The organism is Clavibacter tessellarius (assembly GCF_001618005.1).
Lineage (GTDB): Bacteria > Actinomycetota > Actinomycetes > Actinomycetales > Microbacteriaceae > Clavibacter > Clavibacter tessellarius_A.
The window spans coordinates 132,456-154,895 of record NZ_LQXA01000053.1 but is presented as its reverse complement, the minus strand read 5'-3'; the positions used below and the strand labels follow the sequence as shown (position 1 = coordinate 154,895).

Annotated in this window: 17 protein-coding genes and 2 tRNA genes; 12 read left to right on the top strand and 7 right to left on the bottom strand. The window is 73.0% G+C overall.

Annotated features, from left to right (window positions below; all coding sequences use genetic code 11):
* Positions 1-88: 88 nt before the first annotated feature.
* From AWH51_RS14575 to AWH51_RS14560, 4 genes are all read left to right on the top strand, one after another.
* Positions 89-1,735 (top strand): ABC transporter substrate-binding protein, encoded by a 1,647-nt coding sequence (locus AWH51_RS14575; RefSeq protein WP_063072770.1) that lies wholly within the window; start codon positions 89-91, stop codon positions 1,733-1,735.
* Positions 1,732-2,796, top strand: coding sequence for an ABC transporter permease (locus tag AWH51_RS14570; protein WP_063072769.1), 1,065 nt, complete (start codon positions 1,732-1,734; stop codon positions 2,794-2,796). The genes AWH51_RS14575 and AWH51_RS14570 overlap by 4 nt, the downstream gene beginning before the upstream one ends.
* Complete coding sequence (locus AWH51_RS14565; RefSeq protein WP_063072768.1) at positions 2,793-3,653, top strand: ABC transporter permease; 861 nt, start codon at positions 2,793-2,795, stop codon at positions 3,651-3,653. The genes AWH51_RS14570 and AWH51_RS14565 overlap by 4 nt, the downstream gene beginning before the upstream one ends.
* Before the next feature lie 113 nt (positions 3,654-3,766).
* Positions 3,767-5,389: a dipeptide ABC transporter ATP-binding protein gene (locus AWH51_RS14560; RefSeq protein ID WP_414146363.1), complete on the top strand. Its 1,623-nt coding sequence runs from the start codon at positions 3,767-3,769 to the stop codon at positions 5,387-5,389.
* Between the two features lie 43 nt (positions 5,390-5,432).
* On the opposite strand, the gene AWH51_RS14555 is transcribed toward AWH51_RS14560, so the two are convergent.
* Complete coding sequence (locus AWH51_RS14555; RefSeq protein WP_063072767.1) at positions 5,433-6,860, bottom strand: helix-turn-helix domain-containing protein; 1,428 nt, start codon at positions 6,858-6,860, stop codon at positions 5,433-5,435.
* A 111-nt stretch (positions 6,861-6,971) separates the two neighbouring features.
* Between AWH51_RS14555 and AWH51_RS14550 the strand changes: the two genes are divergently transcribed.
* The 4 genes from AWH51_RS14550 (at position 6,972) to AWH51_RS14535 (ending at position 12,432) form a co-directional block, all read left to right on the top strand.
* Positions 6,972-8,939, top strand: a complete 1,968-nt coding sequence (locus tag AWH51_RS14550; protein WP_175345534.1) for a phosphoenolpyruvate carboxykinase (GTP) — start codon at positions 6,972-6,974, stop codon at positions 8,937-8,939.
* 135 nt (positions 8,940-9,074) lie between these two features.
* Entirely contained in the window at positions 9,075-11,720 is a 2,646-nt protein-coding gene (valS, locus tag AWH51_RS14545; RefSeq protein WP_063072766.1) for a valine--tRNA ligase, read from the top strand.
* Positions 11,717-12,169, top strand: a complete 453-nt coding sequence (locus tag AWH51_RS14540; protein ID WP_063072765.1) for a GNAT family N-acetyltransferase — start codon at positions 11,717-11,719, stop codon at positions 12,167-12,169. Before valS ends, AWH51_RS14540 begins: the two co-directional genes overlap by 4 nt.
* Positions 12,169-12,432, top strand: a complete 264-nt coding sequence (locus AWH51_RS14535; RefSeq protein WP_063072764.1) for a hypothetical protein — start codon at positions 12,169-12,171, stop codon at positions 12,430-12,432. The genes AWH51_RS14540 and AWH51_RS14535 overlap by 1 nt, the downstream gene beginning before the upstream one ends.
* A gap of 160 nt (positions 12,433-12,592) precedes the next feature.
* On the opposite strand, the gene AWH51_RS14530 is transcribed toward AWH51_RS14535, so the two are convergent.
* Positions 12,593-13,396 (bottom strand): methyltransferase domain-containing protein, encoded by an 804-nt coding sequence (locus AWH51_RS14530; protein ID WP_063072763.1) that lies wholly within the window; start codon positions 13,394-13,396, stop codon positions 12,593-12,595.
* Positions 13,397-13,435: 39 nt separating this feature from the next.
* Here AWH51_RS14530 and AWH51_RS14525 point away from each other — a divergent pair, with 39 nt between their 5' ends.
* Positions 13,436-15,499 (top strand): M3 family metallopeptidase, encoded by a 2,064-nt coding sequence (locus tag AWH51_RS14525; protein ID WP_063072762.1) that lies wholly within the window; start codon positions 13,436-13,438, stop codon positions 15,497-15,499.
* A gap of 82 nt (positions 15,500-15,581) precedes the next feature.
* On the opposite strand, the gene clpX is transcribed toward AWH51_RS14525, so the two are convergent.
* Entirely contained in the window at positions 15,582-16,862 is a 1,281-nt protein-coding gene (clpX, locus tag AWH51_RS14520; protein WP_063072761.1) for an ATP-dependent Clp protease ATP-binding subunit ClpX, read from the bottom strand.
* A 156-nt stretch (positions 16,863-17,018) separates the two neighbouring features.
* Here clpX and sfnG point away from each other — a divergent pair, with 156 nt between their 5' ends.
* Positions 17,019-18,161 carry a dimethylsulfone monooxygenase SfnG gene (gene sfnG, locus AWH51_RS14515; RefSeq protein WP_063072760.1) on the top strand — a complete coding sequence of 381 codons (1,143 nt, stop codon included), beginning with the start codon at positions 17,019-17,021 and terminating at the stop codon, positions 18,159-18,161.
* Between the two features lie 66 nt (positions 18,162-18,227).
* Here the strand turns inward: sfnG and AWH51_RS14510 are convergent, their stop codons facing one another.
* The 4 genes from AWH51_RS14510 to AWH51_RS14495 all read right to left on the bottom strand — a co-directional run bounded on the left by AWH51_RS14510 (position 18,228) and on the right by AWH51_RS14495 (position 21,435).
* Positions 18,228-18,908, bottom strand: coding sequence for an ATP-dependent Clp protease proteolytic subunit (locus AWH51_RS14510; RefSeq protein WP_012038151.1), 681 nt, complete (start codon positions 18,906-18,908; stop codon positions 18,228-18,230).
* Between the two features lie 36 nt (positions 18,909-18,944).
* A complete protein-coding gene (locus AWH51_RS14505) occupies positions 18,945-19,532 on the bottom strand; it encodes an ATP-dependent Clp protease proteolytic subunit (RefSeq protein ID WP_012038150.1) in 588 nt (195 codons plus the stop codon).
* Positions 19,533-19,839: 307 nt separating this feature from the next.
* Positions 19,840-21,294, bottom strand: coding sequence for a trigger factor (gene tig, locus AWH51_RS14500; RefSeq protein WP_063072759.1), 1,455 nt, complete (start codon positions 21,292-21,294; stop codon positions 19,840-19,842).
* Positions 21,295-21,359: 65 nt separating this feature from the next.
* Positions 21,360-21,435: transfer RNA gene (locus AWH51_RS14495), tRNA-Pro, on the bottom strand.
* Between the two features lie 191 nt (positions 21,436-21,626).
* Between AWH51_RS14495 and AWH51_RS14490 the strand changes: the two genes are divergently transcribed.
* Together AWH51_RS14490 and AWH51_RS14485 are read left to right on the top strand one after the other, a co-directional pair.
* Positions 21,627-21,700, top strand: a tRNA-Gly gene (locus tag AWH51_RS14490).
* Positions 21,701-21,950: 250 nt separating this feature from the next.
* A complete protein-coding gene (locus AWH51_RS14485) occupies positions 21,951-22,436 on the top strand; it encodes a Dps family protein (protein ID WP_063072758.1) in 486 nt (161 codons plus the stop codon).
* The last annotated feature ends 4 nt before the right edge of the window (positions 22,437-22,440 follow it).

Here is a 22,440-nt window from a genome sequence, read left to right as displayed (position 1 = left end):
CACCGGCGTCGGCGGCCTCGCGTATTGTTGGACGCGGTACAGAAACCACCCGCACCAGCGCCCGTCGGCGCGCACATCGGAAGCACCCATGATCCCCACCCCGCGCGCCCGCGCCCTCGCGGGTCTCGGCGCCCTCGCCGCGACCGCCCTCGTCCTCACCGGCTGCACGACCGGCACCCCCGAAGCGTCCACGACCCCGGTCTCCGGCGGCACCCTCGTCTACGCCTCCGGCGACGCGGAGCCCGACTGCCTCGATCCGCACGTCGGCGGCAACTACCCGCAGGCGCTCGTGTCCTCGCAGTTCCTCGAGCCGCTCGTGTCCCTCGACGGGAAGGGCGGGATCACGCCGTGGCTCGCCGACAGCTGGACCTGGAGCGACGACGGCCTCGGCCTCACGCTCGAGCTCCGGCAGGGCGTGTCCTTCACCGACGGCACGCCGTTCGACGCGGACGCCGTGGTCGCGAACATCCGGCACGTGCAGGATCCCGCCACGCTCTCCTCCACCGGGTACCTCGCGCTGCAGGCCGTGACGGACGCGACCGCGGTCGACGCCGACACGGTGCAGCTCACGCTCCAGGCGCCCGACAGCGCGCTGCTCGAGTCGCTCTCGCAACCGTGGCTCGCCATGGAGTCGCCCGCCGGCATCTCCCGCGGCACGGACGCGAACTGCGCGCAGCCCATCGGAACGGGACCGTTCAGCGTCGAGCGCTGGGACCGACAGCAGTCCATCTCCCTCGTGCGGAACGACGCCTACTCCTCGCCGCCCGCGGACGCCGCCCACACCGGCGCCGCCTACCTCGAGCGCATCGACTGGCGCTTCCTGCCCGACGCCGCCTCGCGCTACGCGGCCCTGCAGAGCGGCGAGGTCGACGTGATCGACAACGCCCAGCCCGACGCCATCGCCTCCGCGACCTCCGGCGGCACGCTCGGCGAGCTCGACGCGCCGCGACCGGGCGCGTCCAACCGCATCGAGCTGAACTCCGGCCGGGCCCCCTTCGACGACGAGCGCGTGCGCGAGGCGTTCATCCGCTCGGCCGACGTCGACGCGGGCATCACGGCGCTGTTCCAGGGCACCGCGGAGCGCTCGTACTCGCCGCTCGCGAGCACGGAGCCCGCGGCCGTCTCCGACCCCGACCTCTTCGGCATCGACGCCGACCGCGCCGCCGCGCTCCTCGACGAGGCGGGCTGGTCCACGAAGGACGCCGACGGGATCCGCACGAAGGACGGGAAGCGGCTCACGCTGCGCTTCCCCGTGAGCACCAACCAGTCGATCCCCGCCGAGCAGTCGCTGTTCGAGCAGATCCAGGCCACCACCAAGCAGGTCGGGTTCGACGTGCAGCTCGAGCCGATGGACCTCGGCCGCTGGTACGAGGCGCTGGGCGACGACGCGTACGAGCTCGTGAGCGCGCCGTACACGAAGGCGGGGCCGGACGTGCTGCGGATCCTCTACGACACCTCGGGCATCACGCCCGCGCCCAGCGGCTACTTCGCGAACCACGCCAAGGTCTCCGTGCCCGAGATCGACCGGGCGCTCGCCGAGGCCCGCTCCACCACCGACCTCGACCGCCGCAACGCGCTCTACGCCGACGTGCAGCGGCGTGTGATGGCCGGGCACTGGATCCTGCCGCTCTACGACCAGCAGAACCACTTCCTGCACGGGACGGCCGTGCAGGGCCTCCGCGCGCTGCCGTCGGTGGCGACGCCCACGCTGTACGACACCTGGCTCGCCCGGTGACGCGGGGCCGCAGCCGGCCCGTGTCCGCCGCCCGCGCGCCCGCGCTCCTGCGGGCCGCGGGCGCGCGGATCGGCGGCGCGGTTCTCGTGCTGTGGGCGGTCGCGACCGTGACGTTCCTCGCGGTGCGCCTGATCCCGGGCGACCCGGCGCAGGCGATCCTCGGCGGCCCCGGCTCGCAGGCCCCGCCCGAGGCCGTCGCCGCCGTGCGCGCCGAGTACGGGCTCGACCAGCCGCTGCTCGTGCAGTACCTCGCGCAGCTCGGCCGCCTCGCGCAGGGCGACCTCGGCCGGTCCTACGCGCTCCGCGAGGACGTGGTCGCGGTGCTCGCGCGGCAGCTGCCGGGCACGCTGCTGCTCGCGGTGCTGGCGCTCGCCGTGGCGTGGATCCTCGCGCTCGCCCTGGCGTTCGTCTCCACCGGGGCCGGGCGGGTCGCCGCGGCGCTCGGCGCGGGGATCGAGATCGTCGCGGCGTCGCTCCCGCACTTCTGGATCGGGGTGGTGCTCATCCTCGTCTTCTCCACCGGCCTCGGCTGGCTGCCGGCGGTGAGCGGATCCTCTCCGGCGGGCCTCGTGCTCCCCGTGCTGACGCTCGCGATCCCGCTGGCCGGGTTCCTCGGGCAGATCATGCGCGAGGCGCTCCTCGAGGCGCTCGACTCGCCGTTCGCGCTCGCGGCCCGGGCGCGCGGGGAGTCCGAGTCGGGCGTGCGGCTGCGGCACGCGCTCCGGCACGCCGCGGCCCCGGGCATCGCCCTCTCCGGCTGGGCGTTCGGGTTCCTCATCTCGGGCGCGGTGGTGGTCGAGCAGATCTTCGCCCGCCCGGGCCTCGGCCGCACGGCGCTGTCGGCCGTCACGAGCCGGGACGTCCCGGTGATCGTCGGCGTCGTGCTGGTGGTGGCGGTCGTCTACATCGTGCTCACCGCGGTCACCGACCTGCTGGCGCGCCTCGTGGACCCGCGCCTCGTCGACGCGCGCACCGGGCCCGTGCCATCCGCGGCCCCTGCACCCCCGCTCGACTCGTCGACTCCCGCCGGCGCGCCCGCCCCGCAGGCGGCTGCGCGATGAGCGACCCCCGCGCCGAGACGCTGCTCACCGCGGCGCCGTCGCGCCCTCCCGTCCGGATCCTCGCGATCGCCGGCACCGCAGGCGCCGCGCTCGTGGTCGCGCTCCTCGTGGCCGCCGCCCTCGCGCCCGGTCTCCTCGCGCCCGGCGACCCGCTCGCCATCGCCCCCGCGGAGGCCTTCCGCGCGCCGGGGCCCGGCCACCTCCTCGGCACCGACGAGTCCGGCCGCGACGTGCTCACGCGCGTCGTGCACGGCGCCGGCCCGAGCCTCGTGATCGGGGTGAGCGCGACCGCGATCGGCCTCGGCCTCGGCGCGGTCCTCGGCCTCGCCGCCGCGCTCCTCGGCCGTGTCGCCGACTTCGCCGTCAACCGCGTCATCGAGGTCGTCTTCGCGTTCCCCGGGCTCCTCCTCGCGCTCTTCCTCATCGTGATCCTCGGGCCCGGCATCGGCAGCGCCACCCTCGCCGTGGGCGTCTCGGCCGCGCCCGGATACGCGCGCATCATCCGCGGCCGCGTGATGTCGGTGCGGCGGTCGCCGTACGTGGAGGCCGCGACCGTGCTCGGCCGTCCTCCGCTCGTGGTGCTCGCGCGGCACATCCTGCCGAACACCGCGGCGCCGCTCTTCGTGCTCGGGACCCTGGGCGTCGGCCAGGCCATCGTGTGGGCGTCGTCGCTCAGCTACCTCGGGCTCGGCACGGTGCCGCCGGATCCCGAGTGGGGCGCCATGCTCGCCGCGGGCCGCACCTACATCGGCTCCGCGCCGTGGCTGACCGTGGTGCCGGGCCTGATGATCGTGCTCACGGCGACGGCCTCCACCGTGCTCGGCCGCGCGCTCGAGCGACGGGTGCGCGAGTCGTGAGCGGCGGCCCCCACCCATCGGCGGACTCGGCGCCCGGCGCGCGCGACGCCTCCGAGGCGCCCGTCGCGTCCCTCGCGCTCCGCGTCGAGGACCTGCGCGTCTCCTTCGGCGGCGTGCCCGTCGTGCACGGCGTCTCGCTCCGCATCGCGCCGGGCGAGTGCCTCGCGCTCGTGGGCACCTCGGGATCCGGCAAGAGCGTCACCGCCCGGAGCCTCCTCGGCCTCGCCGGCGCGGGCGCCCACGTGGAGGCGGACGCCCTCGAGATCGGCGGCCGCGACCTCCGCGCCGCCACGCCCCGCGAGTGGCGGCGCGTCCGCGGATCCGGCGTGGGCCTCGTCCTGCAGGACCCGCTCTCGTCGCTCGACCCGCTCCGCCCCGTCGGCCGCGAGATCGGCGACGCCCTGCGCCTGCACGGCATGCGGGACGCCCGCGCGCGGCAGGCGCGCGTCATGGAGCTGCTCGAGCGCGTCGGCATGCCGGATCCCGGGACGCGCGTCCGCCAGCGCGCCGGCGCGCTCTCCGGCGGCCTCCGCCAGCGCGCCCTGCTCGCGGCCGCCATCGCCCTCGACCCGCCGCTGCTCGTGGCCGACGAGCCGACGACGGCGCTCGACGCGACGGTGCAGGCGCGGATCCTCGACCTCCTCGGCGAGCTGCGCGGCGCCGGCCAGGCGACGCTGCTGGTGAGCCACGACCTCGCCGTGGTCGCCCGGCTCGCGGACCGCGTCGCGGTCATGCACGACGGCCGCGTCGTCGAGGAGGGCCCCACCGCGGACGTCCTCCGCGCGCCCGCGCACAGGCGGACGCGCGCGCTGGTCGCCGCCGTGCCGACGGGCGTGCCGCGCGGGGTGCCGCTCTCGGAGGAGCGGATCGCGGCGGCGGCCCCCGGCGCCCCGGCATCCGCCGACCCGGGCCGCGACGACCGCCGCCCCGCGTCCACCTCGCCGGAGGACCGCGGCGTCGCCCTCCGCGCCGCCGGCCTCACCCGCTCCTACCGCGACCCCGGCGGATCCGTCCGCACGGCCGTCGACGACGTCTCCCTCGAGGTCCGCCGCGGGCGCACGCTCGGGCTGGTGGGCGGATCCGGCTCCGGCAAGACGACCGTCGCGCGCCTCCTGCTCGCGCTCGAGGAGCCCGACGCCGGCACCGTGACCCTCGACGGCGCGCCGTGGAGCGGCATCCCGGAGCGGGAGCGCCGCGCCCGCCGCCCCCGCGTCGGCGCCGTGTACCAGGATCCGCTGGCCTCGTTCGACCCGCGCTGGACGGTCGACCGCATCCTGCGCGACGCCCTCGCCGTCGCCGACCCGCGCGGGCCGGACGACCGCGACTCCCCCGCCACGCTGCTCGCACAGGTGGGGCTCGAGCCCGCGCTGCTGCGCCGCCGCCCCGCGCGTCTCTCCGGCGGGCAGCGCCAGCGCGTCGCCATCGCGCGGGCCCTGGCCGCGCGGCCGGACGTGCTCATCTGCGACGAGCCCGTCTCCGCGCTCGACATCGCCGTGCAGGCGCAGGTGCTCGACCTGCTCGACGAGCTGCAGCGCCGCCTCGGCCTCGGGCTGCTGCTCATCTCGCACGACCTGGGCGTCGTCGCGCACATGAGCGACGAGGTCGCCGTGATGAGCGAGGGCCGCGTCGTCGAGCGCGGATATGCCGAAGACGTGCTCCAGCGTCCGGCGCATCCGGTGACGCGGGCGCTCCTCGACGCCGTGCCGAAGCTGGATCCGGGCGCCGCGCCGCGCTGACGGCCACCCGCCCGGACCCGCGGACGACCGTCGCGCGCCGGCGTCAGACGCCCGCGTGCCGGTCGAGGAACGCGTACAGCTCCCGGTCGTCGACCCCGGGGAACGAGCCGCGCGGCAGGGGCGCGAGGATGTGCGCGTGCAGCCGCGCGCTCGGCCACGCGCGGTCGCGCCACCGGCCCGCGTCCTCCGGATCCGCCCGCCGGCAGCACGACTCGTCCGGGCACCGCGACACGCTCCGCGCCGTCGTCTCCCGCCCGCGGAACCACTTCGCGTGCGCGAACGGCACCCCGAAGGAGATCGAGTACTCGCCCTCGGCCGTCGACCCGGTCTGCGTCGAGCACCAGAAGGTGCCCGCGGGCGTGTCCGTGTACTGGTGGAACTCGGTCGTGCGGTTCGTGCGGTCGAAGGCCCCGCGCGCCGCCCACTCCCGGCACACCGGCTGCCCCTCCACCGCGCCCGTGACGTCGACCGGCAGCGGCAGCCCGTCGTTCTCGTACGCCTTGTAGACCGCGCCGTCGCCGCCGACCCGGAGGAAGTGCACGCGGAGGTCGAGATGCGTGGTGCTGATGTTCGTGAGCCGGAGCGCCGCCGCCTCGTGCGTCACGCCGAACGCGTCGCGGAAGTCCTCCACGGCGAGGTCGCGCCTGGCCTTGGCGTCGCCGAGGAACTCGACCGACTGCGTGAGCGGCATGAGGCAGGCCGCCGCGAAGTAGTTGATCTCCAGCCGCTGCCGCAGGAAGTCGGCGTAGCTCGCGGGCTCCTCGTGCCCGAGCACGCGGTGCGCCATCGCCTGCAGCGCCATCGAGCGGAGTCCGTGTCCGCCGGGGATGGACGCCGGCGGCAGGTAGATGCGCCCCTCCCCGAGGTCGGTGACCGAGCGCGTCGAGCGCGGCAGGTCGTCCACGTAGATGAGCTCGAAGCCGAGGCCCTCGGCCATCCGGCTGACGCTCCGGTGCGAGAGCGCCCCGGCACGGTGGCCGACGTCGGCGAGCATCCGCTCGGCCAGCTCCTCGATCTCGGGGATGTGGTTGTCGCGCCCGCGCATCATCAGCCGCTGCTCGGTGTTCGCGCGCCGGGCCTCCTCGGGCGTCGCGATCGACTCGCGGGCACGGCGCGCGAGCTCGCGGTGCAGGCCGACGAGCGCCTCGAGCGTCTCCTGCGGCAGCGCACGGCTCGCGGGCACGGCCGGCAGCCCGAGCGAGCCGTAGAGGGAGGAGCGCTGGGCCCGGTCGAGCTCGATCTCGAGGGCCGAGCGGGCGTCCGGCGCGTCGGCCGCGAGCAGGTGCGTGACGTCCACCCCGAGCGCCCCCGCGATGCGCCCGAGCGTCGAGAGGCGGGTCTCGCGCCGGCCGTTCTCGATCATGCTCAGCTGGCTCGGCAGGATCCCCGCCCGCTCCCCCAGCGCCTGGAGCGTGAGCCCGGCTCCCTTCCGCGCGTGCCGGATGCGGCGGCCGATGACGAGCTGGTCCATTCCTTCACCTCTCCGTGAACATCGGCGCTTCTTCACGCCGACGGATCCTGGAACCCCATCCTGACCGGTCGCAGGCTGGAACAACAGACCGATCGACGAGGACGGACCGACATGACCACCATCCAGGACGCACGCCCGCTCACCGCCGCCGGACCGCGCGCGGCCGATCCCGCCGCCGCGGACGCCGCGGCAGCGCCCGCCGCGGCAGCGCCCGCCGCGACACCCGATGCCGCTCCCCTGCCGCCCGGCACGGCCGCCCCCGCGCTCTGCCGCGATCCCCGGATCGCCGCCTGGGTCGCCGAGGTCGCCGCGCTCACGCTGCCGGACCGGGTCGTCTGGTGCACGGGCAGCGTCGCCGAGTACGACCGCATCACCCGGCAGATGGTCGACGCCGGCACGCTCATCCGGCTGAACCCGGAATGGCGCCCGCACAGCTTCCTCGCCCGCAGCGACCCGGCCGACGTCGCGCGCGTCGAGGACCGCACCTTCATCTGCTCCGCGCAGGAGTCGGACGCCGGCCCCACGAACAACTGGCGCGACCCGGCGGAGACGCGCGCCGAGCTCCGGGAGCTGTTCGCCGGATCCATGCGCGGTCGCACCCTCTACGTCGTCCCGTTCTCGATGGGCCCGCTCGGCGGCGCGATCTCGCAGCTCGGCGTGCAGATCACCGACAGCCCCTACGTCGTCGCGAGCATGGCCCTCATGACCCGGATGGGCGACGACGCGCTCCGCCTCATCGGCCCGGACACCGCGTGGGTCCGCGCGCTGCACGGCCTCGGCGCGCCGCTCGTGGACGACGCCGGCCGCCGTACCGCCGACGTCCCGTGGCCGCACAACGCCGACAAGCGCATCTGCCACTTCCCCGAGGAGCGCGAGATCATCTCGTTCGGCTCGGGCTACGGCGGCAACGCCCTGCTCGGGAAGAAGTGCTTCTCGCTCCGCATCGCCTCGGCCATGGCGCGCGACGAGGGCTGGCTCGCCGAGCACATGCTCCTGATCCGCATCACGAGCCCCGAGGGCCGTCGCTTCCACGTCGCCGCGGCGTTCCCGTCGGCGTGCGGCAAGACGAACCTCGCGATGCTCACCCCCACCATCCCCGGCTGGACGGTCGAGACGCTCGGCGACGACATCGCCTGGCTCCGGCCGGACGTGCAGGGCCGCCTCCGCGCGGTCAACCCCGAGCGCGGGCTCTTCGGCGTCGCGCCCGGCACCGGCGAGGCCACGAACCCCGTCGCCATGTCGACGATCTGGGGCAACGCGATCTACACGAACGTCGCCCTCCGCCCCGACGGCGACGTGTGGTGGGAGGGCATGACCCCCACGCCGCCCGCCGGGCTCGTCGACTGGCAGGGGCAGCCGTGGTCACCCGCCTCCGGCACGCCCGCCGCGCACCCGAACGCCCGCTTCACCGTGGGGATCGAGCAGTGCCCGACCCTCGCCGACGACTGGGACGACCCCGACGGCGTGGTGGTGGACGCGATCCTCTTCGGCGGGCGCCGGGCGACCAACGTCCCGCTCGTGGCCGAGGCCGACGACTGGGAGCACGGCGTCTTCGTCGGCGCGACCATGGCCTCGGAGCGCACCGCCGCGGCGGAGGGCCGGGTGGGCGAGCTCCGCCACGACCCCTTCGCGATGCAGCCCTTCGTCGGCTACGACATGGCCGACCACTGGCGGCACTGGCTCGAGGTCGGCGCGGGACTCGGCGCCGGCGCCCCGCGGGTCTTCCAGGTGAACTGGTTCCGCAGGGGCGACGACGGCTCCTTCCTCTGGCCGGGCTTCGGCGAGAACGCGCGCGTGCTCGAGTGGATCGTCCGCCGCGTCGAGTGCCGCGTGGACGTCCGGCCGAGCCCGGTCGGCGGCCTGCCCCTCCCGGACGACCTCGACGTCGCCGGGCTCGACCTGGCGGAGGGCGCGCTCGACGAGCTGCTGGCGCTGGATCCGGGCTCCTGGCTGGAGGAGCTCGACGCCGTGGATGCGCACTTCGCGCGCTTCGGCGGTCGCGTCCCGGCCGAGCTCACCGCCCGCGTCGACGCGATGCGCCGGGCGTTCCGCGCCGCCCGGGAGGACGCCGACGCCTGATGCCCGCGCCGGATGCGGGGCCCGCGACGGTCCCCGCATCCGGCCGTCGCGCCCCCATCCGGTAGCCTGATCCCCGCACAGAAGGCACCTCACCATCGACACGGTGCCGTCCACATCGAGGGAACCGGAGCACGCATGGCTGACGAACGACGTCCGGACACCGCGCAGGAGGCGACCGGCCAGGTCGCCCGGGTCCCCGACAAGCCGGCCCTCGAGGGCCTCGAGGCCAAGTGGGGCGACCGCTGGCAGGCCGACGGCACGTACGACTTCCGCCGCGACGAGGCCGCCGCGGGTACCGTCTTCTCCATCGACACCCCGCCGCCCACGGCGAGCGGCTCCCTCCACATCGGCCACGTCTTCAGCTACACGCACACCGACGTGATCGCCCGGTACCGCCGGATGCGCGGCGAGAGCGTCTTCTACCCGCTCGGCTGGGACGACAACGGCCTCCCCACCGAGCGCCGCGTGCAGAACTTCTACGGCGTCCGCTGCGACCCCACGCTCCCCTACGACCCGTCCTTCCAGCCCGCGGAGACCGGCGGCACGTCCAAGCCGGGCGACCAGCGGCCGATCTCCCGCCGCAACTTCATCGAGCTGTGCGAGCGCCTCACCGAGGAGGACGAGAAGCAGTTCGAGGACCTCTTCCGCACGCTCGGCCTCAGCGTCGACTGGCGCCAGAGCTACCGCACCATCGGCCAGGAGGCGCAGGTCGCGTCGCAGCGCGCCTTCCTCCGCAACCTCGCCCGCGGCGAGGCGTACCAGGCCGACGCCCCCACGCTCTGGGACGTCACCTTCCGCACCGCGGTCGCGCAGGCCGAGCTGGAGGACCGCGAGCAGCCGAGCGCGTACCACCGCCTCGCGTTCCACCGGTCCGGCGGCGACGACGTGATCATCGACACCACGCGCCCCGAGCTCCTCGCGGCCTGCGTCGCCCTCGTCGCGCACCCCGACGACGAGCGCTACCAGGGCCTGTTCGGCACGAACGTCACGACACCCGTCTTCGGCGTCGAGGTGCCCGTGCTCGCGCACCACCTCGCGCAGCCCGACAAGGGATCCGGCATCGCCATGGTCTGCACCTTCGGCGACCTCAACGACGTCGTCTGGTGGCGCGAGCTGCAGCTCGAGAACCGCGCGATCGTGGGCTTCGACGGCCGCATCGTCTCCGAGGCGCCCGCCGCCATCACGTCCGAGGCGGGCCGCGAGGCGTACGCCGCCCTCGCCGGCAAGACCGTCTTCTCCGCGAAGGCCGCGATGGTCGAGCTCCTCACCGAGTCCGGCGAGCTCCTCGGCGAGCCGCGCAAGATCACACACCCCGTCAAGTTCTACGAGAAGGGCGACAAGCCCCTCGAGATCGTCTCGACCCGCCAGTGGTACATCCGCAACGGCGGCCGCGACGAGGAGCTGCGCGAGCGCCTCCTCGGCCGCGGCCGCGAGATCGGGTTCGTGCCCGACTTCATGCGCGTCCGGTACGAGAACTGGGTCGGCGGCCTCAACGGCGACTGGCTCGTCTCGCGCCAGCGCTTCTTCGGCGTGCCGCTGCCCGTGTGGTACCCGCTCGACGCCGACGGCAACCCGGAGTTCGCGAAGGCGATCACCCCGACGGAGGACCAGCTCCCCGTCGACCCGTCGTCGGATCCCGCTCCCGGATACACCGAGGACCAGCGCGGCGTCCCCGGCGGCTTCCAGGGCGAGCTCGACGTCATGGACACCTGGGCCACCTCGTCCCTCACCCCGCAGCTCGCGGGCGGCTGGGAGCGCGACCCGGAGCTGTTCGACCTCGTCTTCCCGTTCTCGATGCGCCCGCAGGGCCAGGACATCATCCGCACGTGGCTCTTCTCCACCGTCCTCCGTGCCGAGCTGGAGCACGGCCAGGCGCCGTGGAGGACGGCCGCGATCTCCGGCTGGATCCTCGACCCCGACCGCAAGAAGATGTCGAAGTCGAAGGGCAACGTCGTGACCCCCGCGGCCACGCTCGAGCAGTTCGGCTCCGATGCCGTGCGCTACTGGGCCGCGTCCGCGCGCCTCGGCGTCGACGCCGCGATGGACCCGCAGAACCCGACGCAGATCAAGATCGGCCGTCGGCTCGCGATCAAGGTCCTCAACGCCGCGAAGTTCATCCTCTCCTTCGAGGCGCCGGAGGGCGCCCGGGCCACGCACGCCATCGACGTGGGGATGCTCGCCGCCCTCGCCGAGGTCGTCGAGACCGCCACCACGGCGCTCGAGGAGTACGACCACGCCCGCGCGCTCGAGGTCACGGAGAGCTTCTTCTGGACCTTCTGCGACGACTACCTCGAGCTCGTCAAGGACCGCGCGTACTCGGCCGACGCCGACCCGGCCGACCGGGGATCCGCCGTCGCGGCGCTCCGCGAGGCCCTCGACGTGCTGCTGCGACTGTTCGCGCCCTTCGTGCCGTTCGCGGCCGAGGAGGCGTGGAGCTGGTCGCACGACGGCTCGATCCACACCGCCGCCTGGCCGACCGCGCCGACCCCGGATGCGCCGGCGACCGGCGGCACGGCCGACCCGCGCCTGCTCGCCCTCGCCGGCCGGGCGCTCGTGGGCATCCGCCGCGCCAAGACCGACGCCAAGGCGTCGCAGAAGACCCCGGTCGCCGAGGCCGTGGTCTCCGCTTCGCCGGAGGACATCCGCTCGCTCGAGCTCGTGGCCGAGGACCTCCGCGCCGTGGGCCGCATCACCAACCTGACCTTCACCGAGGGGGACGGCCCCGCCGTCACCCGCATCACGCTCGCGACCGCCGAGCAGCACGAGGAGACCGACGCATGACCATCTCGATCCGCCCCGTCCGCGACGGCGACTTCTTCCCCTGGTTCGACCTGTTCGCCGGCTACGCCGAGTCCTACGGCACCGAGCTGACGGACGAGGCGGCCGTGCTCGCCTGGAGCCGCCTCATCGACGACGCGCACGCGAGCACCGCGCTCGTCGCCGTCGACGACGCGCACGAGGGCGCCCTCGTCGGCCTCGCGCACTTCCACCGCTTCGCGAGGCTCGCGCGCGGCACCGACGGCCTGCTGGTCGACGACCTCTACGTGCGCGAGATCTCGCGCCGCCAGGGCGTCGGCGAGCAGCTCATCGGCGCGGTCGCCGAGGTCGCGCGCCGCGACGGCGCGAGCATGCTCCGCTGGATCACCGCCGAGGACAACGCCGACGCGCAGCGCCTCTACGACCGGGTCGCCCGCCGCACCACGTGGGTCACCTACGAGCAGGACGTCTGATGCAGCTCGGCACGCGCTGGCCCGTCGGCGGCACCGCCCCGGCGGAGCTCCCCGAGGTCGTGCTCCTCGCCGTGAAGACCGTCGAGTCCGACGTCGTCGCGCTCGACGCGGACACGTCCCAGTGGCGCTGGACCCTCACCTGGCTCGAGAGGAAGCCCGTGGTCGAGCTCGACGACGGCACCGTGATCCGCTATGACCCGATCGAGGACGCGGCCACCATCACGATCCCCGGCGAGAGCACCGACGACCCGTTCGACGACTGACGCGTCGCCGCGACGCGGAGACGCCGCACGAGGAGGCCCGCCCGACCACGCGTCCGGCGGGCCTCCTCGCGTCCGGCGGGCCTCCTCGCGTCCGGCGGGCCTCCTCGCGTCCGGAGACGGGGACGGGGACGGGGACGGGGGCGGCGGCGGCGGCGCCGGGTCAGCGGCGCGCGAGGATCTCCCCGTGCGGCATCGCCAGGAACCCGTCGGCGTCCGCCGCCCACTCCTGCCAGCCGGCCCGGATGGCCTGCAGGTCGTCGTCGGAGGCGAAGCCGCCCTCGAGCGCCTGACCGGCGAAGGAGGAGGCGACGGCGCGGTCGGCCCACGCGCCTCCCCACCACGCGCGCTCGTCGTCGGAGGAGAAGCACCACACGGACGCGCTGGACGCGACGTCGGTGAAGCCGGCCCGGTGCGCCCAGGCCTTGAGCCGGGATCCGGCGTCGGGCTCGCCGCCGTTGGCCCGGTGCACCGGGAGGTAGACGTCGGCCCAGAGCCGCAGCCCGTCCGTCTCGGGGAAGAGCGCGACCTTCGAGTAGACGACGTCGCGGGCGGCCACGAGCCCGCCGGGACGCGTGACGCGCCGCATCTCGGCCAGCGCCCGCACGGGGTCGCCGACGTGCTGGAGGACCTGGTGCGCGTGCACGACGTCGAACGACGCGTCGGCGTAGGGCAGCTCGTACACGGATCCGGAGACGAACTCGACGTTCGCCGTGCCCTGCTGCTCCGCGAGGGCGACGGCCTGCCGCACGACCTCCTCGGACATGTCGATCCCCACCACGCGCCCGGGAGCGACGATGCGCGCGAGCTCCACCGTGATGGTCCCGGGCCCGCTGCCCACGTCCAGCACGTCGAGCCCGGCCCGCAGATGCGGTTCGAGGTAGGCGGCGGAGTTCCGGACGGTGCGTGCGCTGTGCACGCGGAGGACGCTCTCGTGGTGGCCGTGGGTGTATCGCTCGCTGTTCACCCTCCGAGCCTAGGTCGGCGCCCGGCCTAGGCTCGCTGTATGACGACGCCCCCGAACCCCTTCCTCGAGCCGAGCCCCCTGCCCTCCGGGATGCCCCCCTTCGACGATATCCGGGAGGAGCACTTCCGCCCCGCGTTCGAGGCCGGGATCGCCGCGCACCTGGCGGAGGTGCGCGCCGTCGCCGACTCCCCCGAGGCGCCGACGTTCGAGAACACGCTCGTCGCCCTCGAGCGCGCGGGGAGGATCCTCGACCGCGTCTCCCACGTCTTCTTCACGCTCACCTCGTCCGACAGCTCCCCGTTCACCCGGGAGCTCGAGGCGGAGATCGCCCCCGAGCTCACGGCCCACGAGGACGCGATCCGCCTCGACGCCGCGCTCTACGCCCGCATCCGCGCCGTGCACGAGGGGCGTCACGACGCTGGCCTCGACGCCGAGTCCGTGTACCTGGTCGAGCGGTACCTCGCCGAGTTCACGATCGCCGGCGCCGGCCTCGACGACGACGCCAAGGGGCGCCTGCGCGACCTCAACCGCCGACTGTCGGTGCTCACGACGCGCTTCGAGTCGAACCTCCTCGAGGACACCAATGACCTCGCGGTCGTCGTCGACGACCCGGCCGAGCTCGACGGACTTAGTGAGGGCGCGATCGCCGCCGCCGCGCAGGCCGCCGCCGACCGCGGGCTGGAAGGGAAGCACCTCATCACGCTCGTGCTGCCCACGGGCCACCCCTACCTCGCCCAGCTCACGGACCGGGGGCTGCGGCAGCGCATCATGGAGGCGTCGCTCGCACGCGGCGCCCGCGGGAACGCGCACGACAACCGTCCGCTCGTGCTCGAGATCACGCGCCTCCGCGCCGAGCGTGCCGCCCTCCTCGGCTTCCCGAGCCACGCCGCCGCCGTCACGGCCGATCAGACGGCCGGGACCCCGGAGGCCGTCGCCGAGATGCTCGGCCGCCTCGCCCCGGCCGCGGCCCGCAACGCCCGCGCCGAGGCCGTCGAGCTGCAGCGCGTGATCGACCGCACGCAGGAGGAGCGCGGCGAGCCGACCTTCGAGCTCGCCGCATGGGACTGGGCGTTCTACAGCGAGAGGGTCCGCACGGAGCGCTACGCCGTCGACACCGCGCGCATGCGCCCCTACCTCGAGTCCGAGCGCGTGCTGCACGACGGCGTCTTCCGCGCGGCCACGGAGCTCTACGGCGTGACGTTCGCCGAGCGGGACGACATCACCTCCTACCACCCGGACGCGCGCGTCTTCGAGGTGCGGGACGAGGACGGCTCCCCCGTCGGCCTCTACGTGCTCGACCTGCACACGCGCGACTCGAAGCGCGGCGGCGCGTGGATGAACCCGCTCATCTCGCAGAGCGACCTCCTCGGCACGCCCGCCGTGGTGCTCAACAACCTCAACGTGCCGAAGCCGCCCGCCGGCCAGCCGACCCTCCTCAGCTACGACGAGGCGAACACGCTGTTCCACGAGTTCGGCCACGCCCTGCACGGTCTCTTCGCGCGCGTCACGTACCCGCGCTTCGCCGGCACCAACGTCTTCCGCGACTTCGTCGAGTTCCCGAGCCAGGTGAACGAGATGTGGATGCTGTGGCCGGAGATCCTCGCGTCCTACGCCGTGCACCACGAGACGGGTGAGCGCATGCCCGAGGAGCTCGTCGCCGCGGTGCGGGCCTCCTCCGCCTTCAACGAGGGCTTCCTCACGAGCGAGTACCTGGGCGCCGCGCTCCTCGACCAGGCATGGCACCGTCTCGGCGTCGACGACGTCATCGAGGACGTGGACGCGTTCCAGGCTGATGCCCTCGCGGCGGTCGGCCTCGACGTGCCCGCGGTCCTCCCCCGCTACGCGTCGAGCTACTTCCAGCACACGTTCGCGGGCGGCTACGACGCGGGGTACTACTCCTACATCTGGAGCGAGGTGCTGGACGCGGACACCGTCGAGTGGTTCCACGAGAACGGCGGACTCACACGCGCCAACGGCGACCGCTTCCGATCCCGGCTCCTCGGCGTGGGCGGATCCCGGGACCCGCTCGAGGCCTACCGGGACTTCCGCGGCCGCGACGCCGTGATCGAGCCGCTCCTCGAGCGCCGCGGCCTCGCCGACTGATCCGCGTCCCCGGACGACGAGAGCGCCGCACCCCTGAGGGTGCAGCGCTCTCGTGTCGCGGTGCCGCGTGCCGCGGCACGGATCAGGCGGACTTCTCCGCGCGGAGCATGGACGCGCGCGGCACGATGGTGGGCGCCGCGTTCTGCACGACCGACTCGCGCGTGATGACCACGCGCCCCACCTCGTCGTCCGAGGGGATGTCGAACATGATCGGCCCGAGCACCTCCTCGAGGATGGCGCGGAGCCCGCGGGCTCCCGTCTGGCGGAGCACCGCGAGGTCGGCGATGGACTCCAGCGCGCCCTGCTCGAACTCCAGCTCCACGCCGTCGAGCTCGAACATCTTCTGGTACTGGCGCACGAGGGCGTTGCGCGGCTTGGTGAGGATCTCCATGAGCGCCCGCTGGTCGAGCTGCGTGACGGTCGTGACGACGGGCAGCCGGCCGATGAACTCGGGGATGAGGCCGAACTTGTGCAGGTCCTCCGGGAGCACCTCGCCGAACACGTCGGCGTTCACGTCCTTGCGGTGCAGCGGGGCGCCGAAGCCGATGCCCTTCTTGCCGGCGCGCTGGCTGATGATGTCCTCGAGGCCCGCGAAGGCGCCCGCCACGATGAAGAGCACGTTCGTGGTGTCGACCTGGATGAACTCCTGGTGCGGGTGCTTCCGTCCGCCCTGCGGCGGCACCGAGGCGACCGTGCCCTCGAGGATCTTCAGCAGCGCCTGCTGCACGCCCTCGCCCGACACGTCCCGCGTGATGCTCGGGTTCTCGGCCTTGCGCGCGATCTTGTCGACCTCGTCGATGTAGATGATGCCGGTCTCGGCGCGCTTCACGTCGTAGTCGGCGGCCTGGATGAGCTTCAGGAGGATGTTCTCCACGTCCTCGCCGACGTAGCCGGCCTCGGTGAGCGCCGTGGCGTCGGCGACCGCGAAGGGGACGTTGAGCCGCTTCGCCAGCGTCTGCGCGAGGTAGGTCTTGCCGCAGCCCGTGGGCCCGATGAGCAGGATGTTGCTCTTGGCGATCTCGATCTCCTCGCCCACGGCCTCCGCCGGGCCGATGGTGCCCACCGCGCGCACGCGCTTGTAGTGGTTGTAGACCGCGACGGACAGGGCGCGCTTGGCGGCCTCCTGCCCGATGACGTACTCGTCGAGGAAGCCGAAGATCTCCTTCGGCTTGGGGAGGTCGAACTCGCCCGTGGTCTCCTCGCTGGCCTCGGCCAGGCGCTCCTCGATGATCTCGTTGCAGAGCTCCACGCACTCGTCGCAGATGTAGACGCCCGGTCCCGCGATCAGCTGCTGGACCTGCTTCTGGCTCTTCCCGCAGAAGGAGCACTTGAGCAGATCCGCGCTCTCGCCGATGCGTGCCATGAATGCCTCCCCGGAAGTCGTGCGGTGTGCCACGAGCCTAACCCGTGCATGGGACATCGCCCGGACCCCTGGGAGGACGGCCCGTCGCGTGGTAGCGCGGCGTCACACGGCGCAACACGCGGGTGCGCCCCAGCCTCGGTCGCCCAGCATGTCCGCATGACCGAGAACTCCGCCACCGCATCCCCCGACGCGCTGTCCTTCGCCTACTGGGTCCCGAACGTCTCGGGCGGCCTCGTGACGAGCGACATCGAGCAGCGCACGCACTTCGACTTCGACTTCAACGTCCGGGTCGCCCAGCTCGCCGAGCGGAACGGCTTCGACTACGCCCTCAGCCAGGTCCGGTACGCCGCGTCCTACGGCGCCGACCAGCAGCACGAGTCCACGTCGTTCTCCCTCGGCCTCCTCCTCGCCACCGAGCGCCTCAAGGTGATCGCCGCCGTGCACCCGGGGCTCTGGCACCCGGGAGTGCTGGCCAAGTGGATCATCACGGCCGACCACATGTCGCACGGCCGCGCCGCGGTCAACGTCGTCTCCGGCTGGCTGAAGGACGAGTTCGTCGGATTCGGCGAGCCGTGGCTCGAGCACGGGGAGCGCTACCGCCGCACGGAGGAGTTCATCCGCGTGCTCCGCGGCCTCTGGACGGAGAAGGACTTCACGCACCTGGGCGACTTCTACCGGATCCACGACTTCACGCTCAAGCCGCCGCCCGTCGCCGTGCCCGGCCGCGCGCACCCGGAGATCTTCATGGGCGGCAACAGCACGGACGCGCGGGAGATGGGCGGCCGGGTCACCGACTGGTACTTCTCCAACGGCAAGGACTTCGCCGGCTTCGAGGAGCAGCGCGACGACGTGCTCGCCTCGGCCCGCGCCGCCGGACGGGCTGAGCGCGTCAGGTTCGGCCTCAACGGCTTCGTCATCGCGCGCGACACGGAGCAGGAGGCGCAGGACGTGCTCGAGGAGATCATCGCCAAGGCGAACCCGGATGCCGTGGAGGGCTTCCGGCAGGCGGTGAAGCAGGCGGGATCCTCCACGGGCGACGGGAAGGGCATGTGGTCGGACTCCACGTTCCGCGACCTCGTGCAGTACAACGACGGCTTCCGGACGGGCCTCATCGGCACGCCCGAGCAGATCGCGCGCCGCATGGTGGAGTACCGCAAGCGCGGGGTGGACCTGCTCCTGCTCGGCTTCCTGCACTACCTCGAGGACATCGAGGTGTTCGGCACGCAGGTGCTGCCTATCGTGCGGGAGCTGGAGCGCGAGGCCATCGAGCGCGGCGAGATCGCGGAGCCCGCGGCCTGACGCGTCCGGGCGAAAGGGAGAGGGGCGGTCGGCTGATGCCGACCGCCCCTCTCCCGCTGTGCGGGCCTAGCGGGCGGGGATCGCCGCCGTCAGGTTCTTGCGCGAGGTGAGGACCTGGTCGATCAGGCCGTACTCCAGCGCCTCGTCCGCGCCGAGGATCTTGTCGCGCTCGATGTCGCGATTGATCTGGTCGCGGTCGCGGTTGGTGTGCTTCGCGAGCGTGTCCTCGAGCCAGGAGCGCATGCGCATGATCTCCGCCGCCTGGATCTCGATGTCGGAGGCCTGGCCGCCGCTCGACTCGCCCGTGGCGGGCTGGTGGATGAGCACCCGCGCGTTGGGCAGCGCGAGGCGCTTGCCGGGTGCACCGCCCGCGAGCAGCACGGCCGCGGCGGACGCCGCCTGGCCGAGGCAGACCGTCTGGATCTGCGGCGACACGTACTGCATCGTGTCGTAGATGGCCGTCATGGCCGTGAAGGAGCCGCCGGGCGAGTTGATGTACATCACGATGTCGCGGTCCGGGTCCATCGACTCGAGCACGAGCAGCTGGGCCATGACGTCATCCGCCGACGCGTCGTCCACCTGGACGCCGAGGAAGATGATGCGGTCCTCGAAGAGCTTCGCGTACGGGTCCTGGCGCTTGTAGCCGTAGGCCGTGCGCTCCTCGAAGCTGGGGAGGATGTACCGCGACGACGGGCTCGTGGCGGTGGAGCCGGCGCCGCGGGCGCCGCCGAAGGTGGGGAGTTCCATGTTCTCTTCTCTTACCTGTCTCGAAAGTCGCGGGCTCTAGGAGGTCTCGGTGCCGCCGCCGCCGACGACGTCGGTCGCGGACTCGCGGATGTGGTCGACGAAGCCGTACTCGAGCGCCTCCTGGGCCGTGAACCAGCGGTCGCGGTCGCCGTCCTCGTTGATCTGCTCGGCCGTCTTGCCGGTCTGACCGGCGGTGATCTCGGCGAGGCGCTGCTTCATCGAGAGGATGAGCTGGGCCTGCGTCTGGATGTCGCTCGACGTGCCGCCGAAGCCGCCGTGGGGCTGGTGCAGCAGCACGCGCGCGTTCGGCGTGATGTAGCGCTTGCCCTTCGTGCCGCTCGTGAGGAGCAGCTGGCCCATGGAGGCGGCCATGCCGATCCCGACGGTGACGATGTCGTTGGGGACGAACTGCATGGTGTCGTAGATGGCCATTCCCGCGGTGATGGAACCGCCGGGCGAGTTGATGTACAGGAAGATGTCCTTCTCGGAATCCTCCGCCGCCAGCAGCAGGATCTTCGCGCAGATCTCGTTCGCGTTGTCGTCGCGGACCTCGGATCCGAGCCAGATGATGCGGTCCTTCAGCAGTCGGTCAAAAACACCGGGTACCAGTGTCGGTTCGGCCATTGTTCGAGCTCCCATTCATTCGTCGCTTCGAGTGATGAATCTATCGGAGCGCATCCGCCGCTACGGCCGTGTTCGCCGCGGGCGGAGAGCGCAGCCGCCGCGGGCGGAGAGCACAGCCGCCGCGGGCGGAGAGCACACCCGCCGCGGGCGGAGAGCACACCCGCCGCGGGCGGAGAGCACACCCGCCGCGGGCGGAGAGCACAGCCGCCGCGGGCGGAGAGCACAACCGCCGGACGCACGAGGGCCCGGGGAGCATCTGCTCCCCGGGCCCTGATGATGCCGGCCGCGCGAGCGGCGGCGGATGCGGCTACTCGGAGTCCGCGGCCTTCGCGGCGGCCTTCTTCTTGGGCGCCGCCTTCTTCTTCGGCTTCTCGGCCGGCGCCTCCTCGGCGGCGGGGGCCGAGGTCTCCTCCTCCGCGGGGGCGTCGGCGACGACGGCCTCGGCGTCCGCGTCCCCGGGCTCCTCGGTCACCGCGTCCGCGTCGCGCACGACGGGCTGCGTGAACTCGGTCACGTCGACGACCTTGCCGTCGGCGTCCACGACCTTCGCCTTGTCGAGCACGACCGCGAGGGCCTTGTTGCGCGCGACCTCGCCGACCATGGCGGGGATCTGGTTGTTCTGCTGCAGCACCTGGACGAACTCGTTCGGCTCCATGTTGTACTGCTGCGCACCCTGGATGAGGTACTGGGTCAGCTCGTCCTGGCTGACCTGCAGCTCCTCCTTCTCGGCGATGACGTCGAGGAGCAGCTGCTGGCGGAACGCCTTCTCGCTGGACTCCTTGACCTCGGCGCGGTGCACGTCGTCCTCGAGGCGGTTCTCGTTCTCGAGGTGGCGCTGCACCTCGTCCTCGACGAGCTTCTCGGGGACGGGGATCTCGACGGTCTCGAGGAGCTTGTCGACGATCTGGTCGCGCGCCTGGGTGACCTGGCCGAAGACCTTGGACTTGCCCAGCTGCACCTTGAGGTCGGCGCGCAGCTCGTCGATGGTGTCGAACTCGCTGGCGATCTGCGCGAAGTCGTCGTCGGCGTCGGGCAGCTCGCGCTCCTTGACGGACTGGACGGTCACGGCGATCTCGGCCGTCTCGCCCTCGTTGTCGCCGCCGAGCAGCTTCGACTCGAACGTGGTGCTCTCGCCGGCGGTGAGGGACTCGAGCGCCTCGTCGATGCCGTCGATGAGGTCGCCGGAGCCGAGCTCGTAGGAGATGCCGCTCGCGGTGTCGACGGCGTTGCCGGCGATCGTCGCGGTGAGGTCGATCTGGACGAAGTCGCCCGTCTTCGCGGGGCGGTCGACCGTGATCAGCGTGCCGAAGCGGCTGCGCAGTCCGTCGAGCTCGGTGCCGACCTCGTCGTCGGTGACCTCGACGGCGTCGACCGTGAGCTCGAGGCCCTCGTAGGAGGGGAGGTCGAACTCGGGGCGCACGTCGACCTCGATCTCGAGGAGCAGGTCGCCGGTGAGGTCCTTGCCGGGCCACTCCTTGACGTCCGCCTCGGGGCGGCCGAGGGGACGGATGTCCGTCTCCTTCACCGCGGCCTGGTAGAAGCCGTCCATGCCGTCGTTCACGGCGTGCTCCAGCACGGCCTCGCGGCCGACGCGCTGGTCGATGATGGCGGGCGGCACCTTGCCCTTGCGGAAGCCGGGGATGGCGACCTGCTCGGCGATGTGGCCGTAGGCGTGGTCGATGTGCGGCTTCAGGTCTTCGGGGGTGGCAGAGATCGCGAGCTTGACGCGCGTGGGGCTCAGCTTTTCGACCGTGGTCTTCACGTGTGGAGTTCTCCTGTAATCGCGGTACACGCCTCGGCTGAGACGGCATTTCGTCGTCGGGGATGTGGTCGGGGCGACAGGACTCGAACCTGCGGTCTTCCGCTCCCAAAGCGGACGCGCTAGCCACTACGCTACGCCCCGGCTGCCACGCATTCCCGTGCGGTCGAGGCGATGACCGCTCCCCTGACGTGCAGGCGCGCGGAAGCCGGATCGACCGTGGCACAGCCTATCCGACTCGTGCCTGGCGCTGGTCACCGCCGGGCGGGGGCTGCGCTACGCTGGATCCCGCGCATCCGGCTCGCGGCCCTTCGGGGCGGCGGTGCCGACGTCGCGGGGATGTAGCTCAATGGTAGAGCCTCAGTCTTCCAAACTGATCACGCGGGTTCGATTCCCGTCATCCCCTCCATCCGCGTCCACCGCTCCTCTCCCAGGGCAGGTGGGTCCGCCCCCCTCCCCGCACCCCGCTGCCCCGTGCCGCACCCGTCGGCCCGGCGCATCCGGGTCGCCACGGCGTGCCGGCACGCCTGCCGCGCGGCGCTGACCCCCTCGGAAGCCGGTAAGCCATGCCTCAGCTTGCTTGCGGGCGCCGCGGCGATGCGCGAGATTGACGGCATCGTCCGCAGCTCGCTGACCGCATCCACGCACGAGGAGACCCCATGACCGACACCGTCCACGTCCCCACCAGCTCCGCCTCCGCCGACGTCGCCGCCGGCGTCGCGCAGTTCCTCAGCCCCGTCGTCGTCAACCTCCAGGCGCTCGCCCTCAACGGCAAGCAGGCGCACTGGCACGTCCGCGGCGCCAACTTCATCGGCGTGCACGAGTTCCTCGACGTGCTCGTCTCCCACGCGCAGGTCTGGGCCGACACCGCGGCCGAGCGCGTCGTCGCCCTCGGGCTCCCGATCGACGCCCGCATCGAGACGGTGGCCGCCTCCACCACGACCGCGGCGCTGACGCCCGGCTTCCGCCCGTCCAGCGCGACCATCGCCGAGGTCATCGCCCAGATCGACGCGACGATGGAGCTCGTGAACCGCGCCGTGCAGGAGCTCGGGGAGATCGACGTGAACAGCCAGGACGTCGCCATCGAGATCGCCCGCGGTCTCGAGAAGGACCGCTGGTTCCTGTTCTCCCACATCAGCGAGTAGCCCG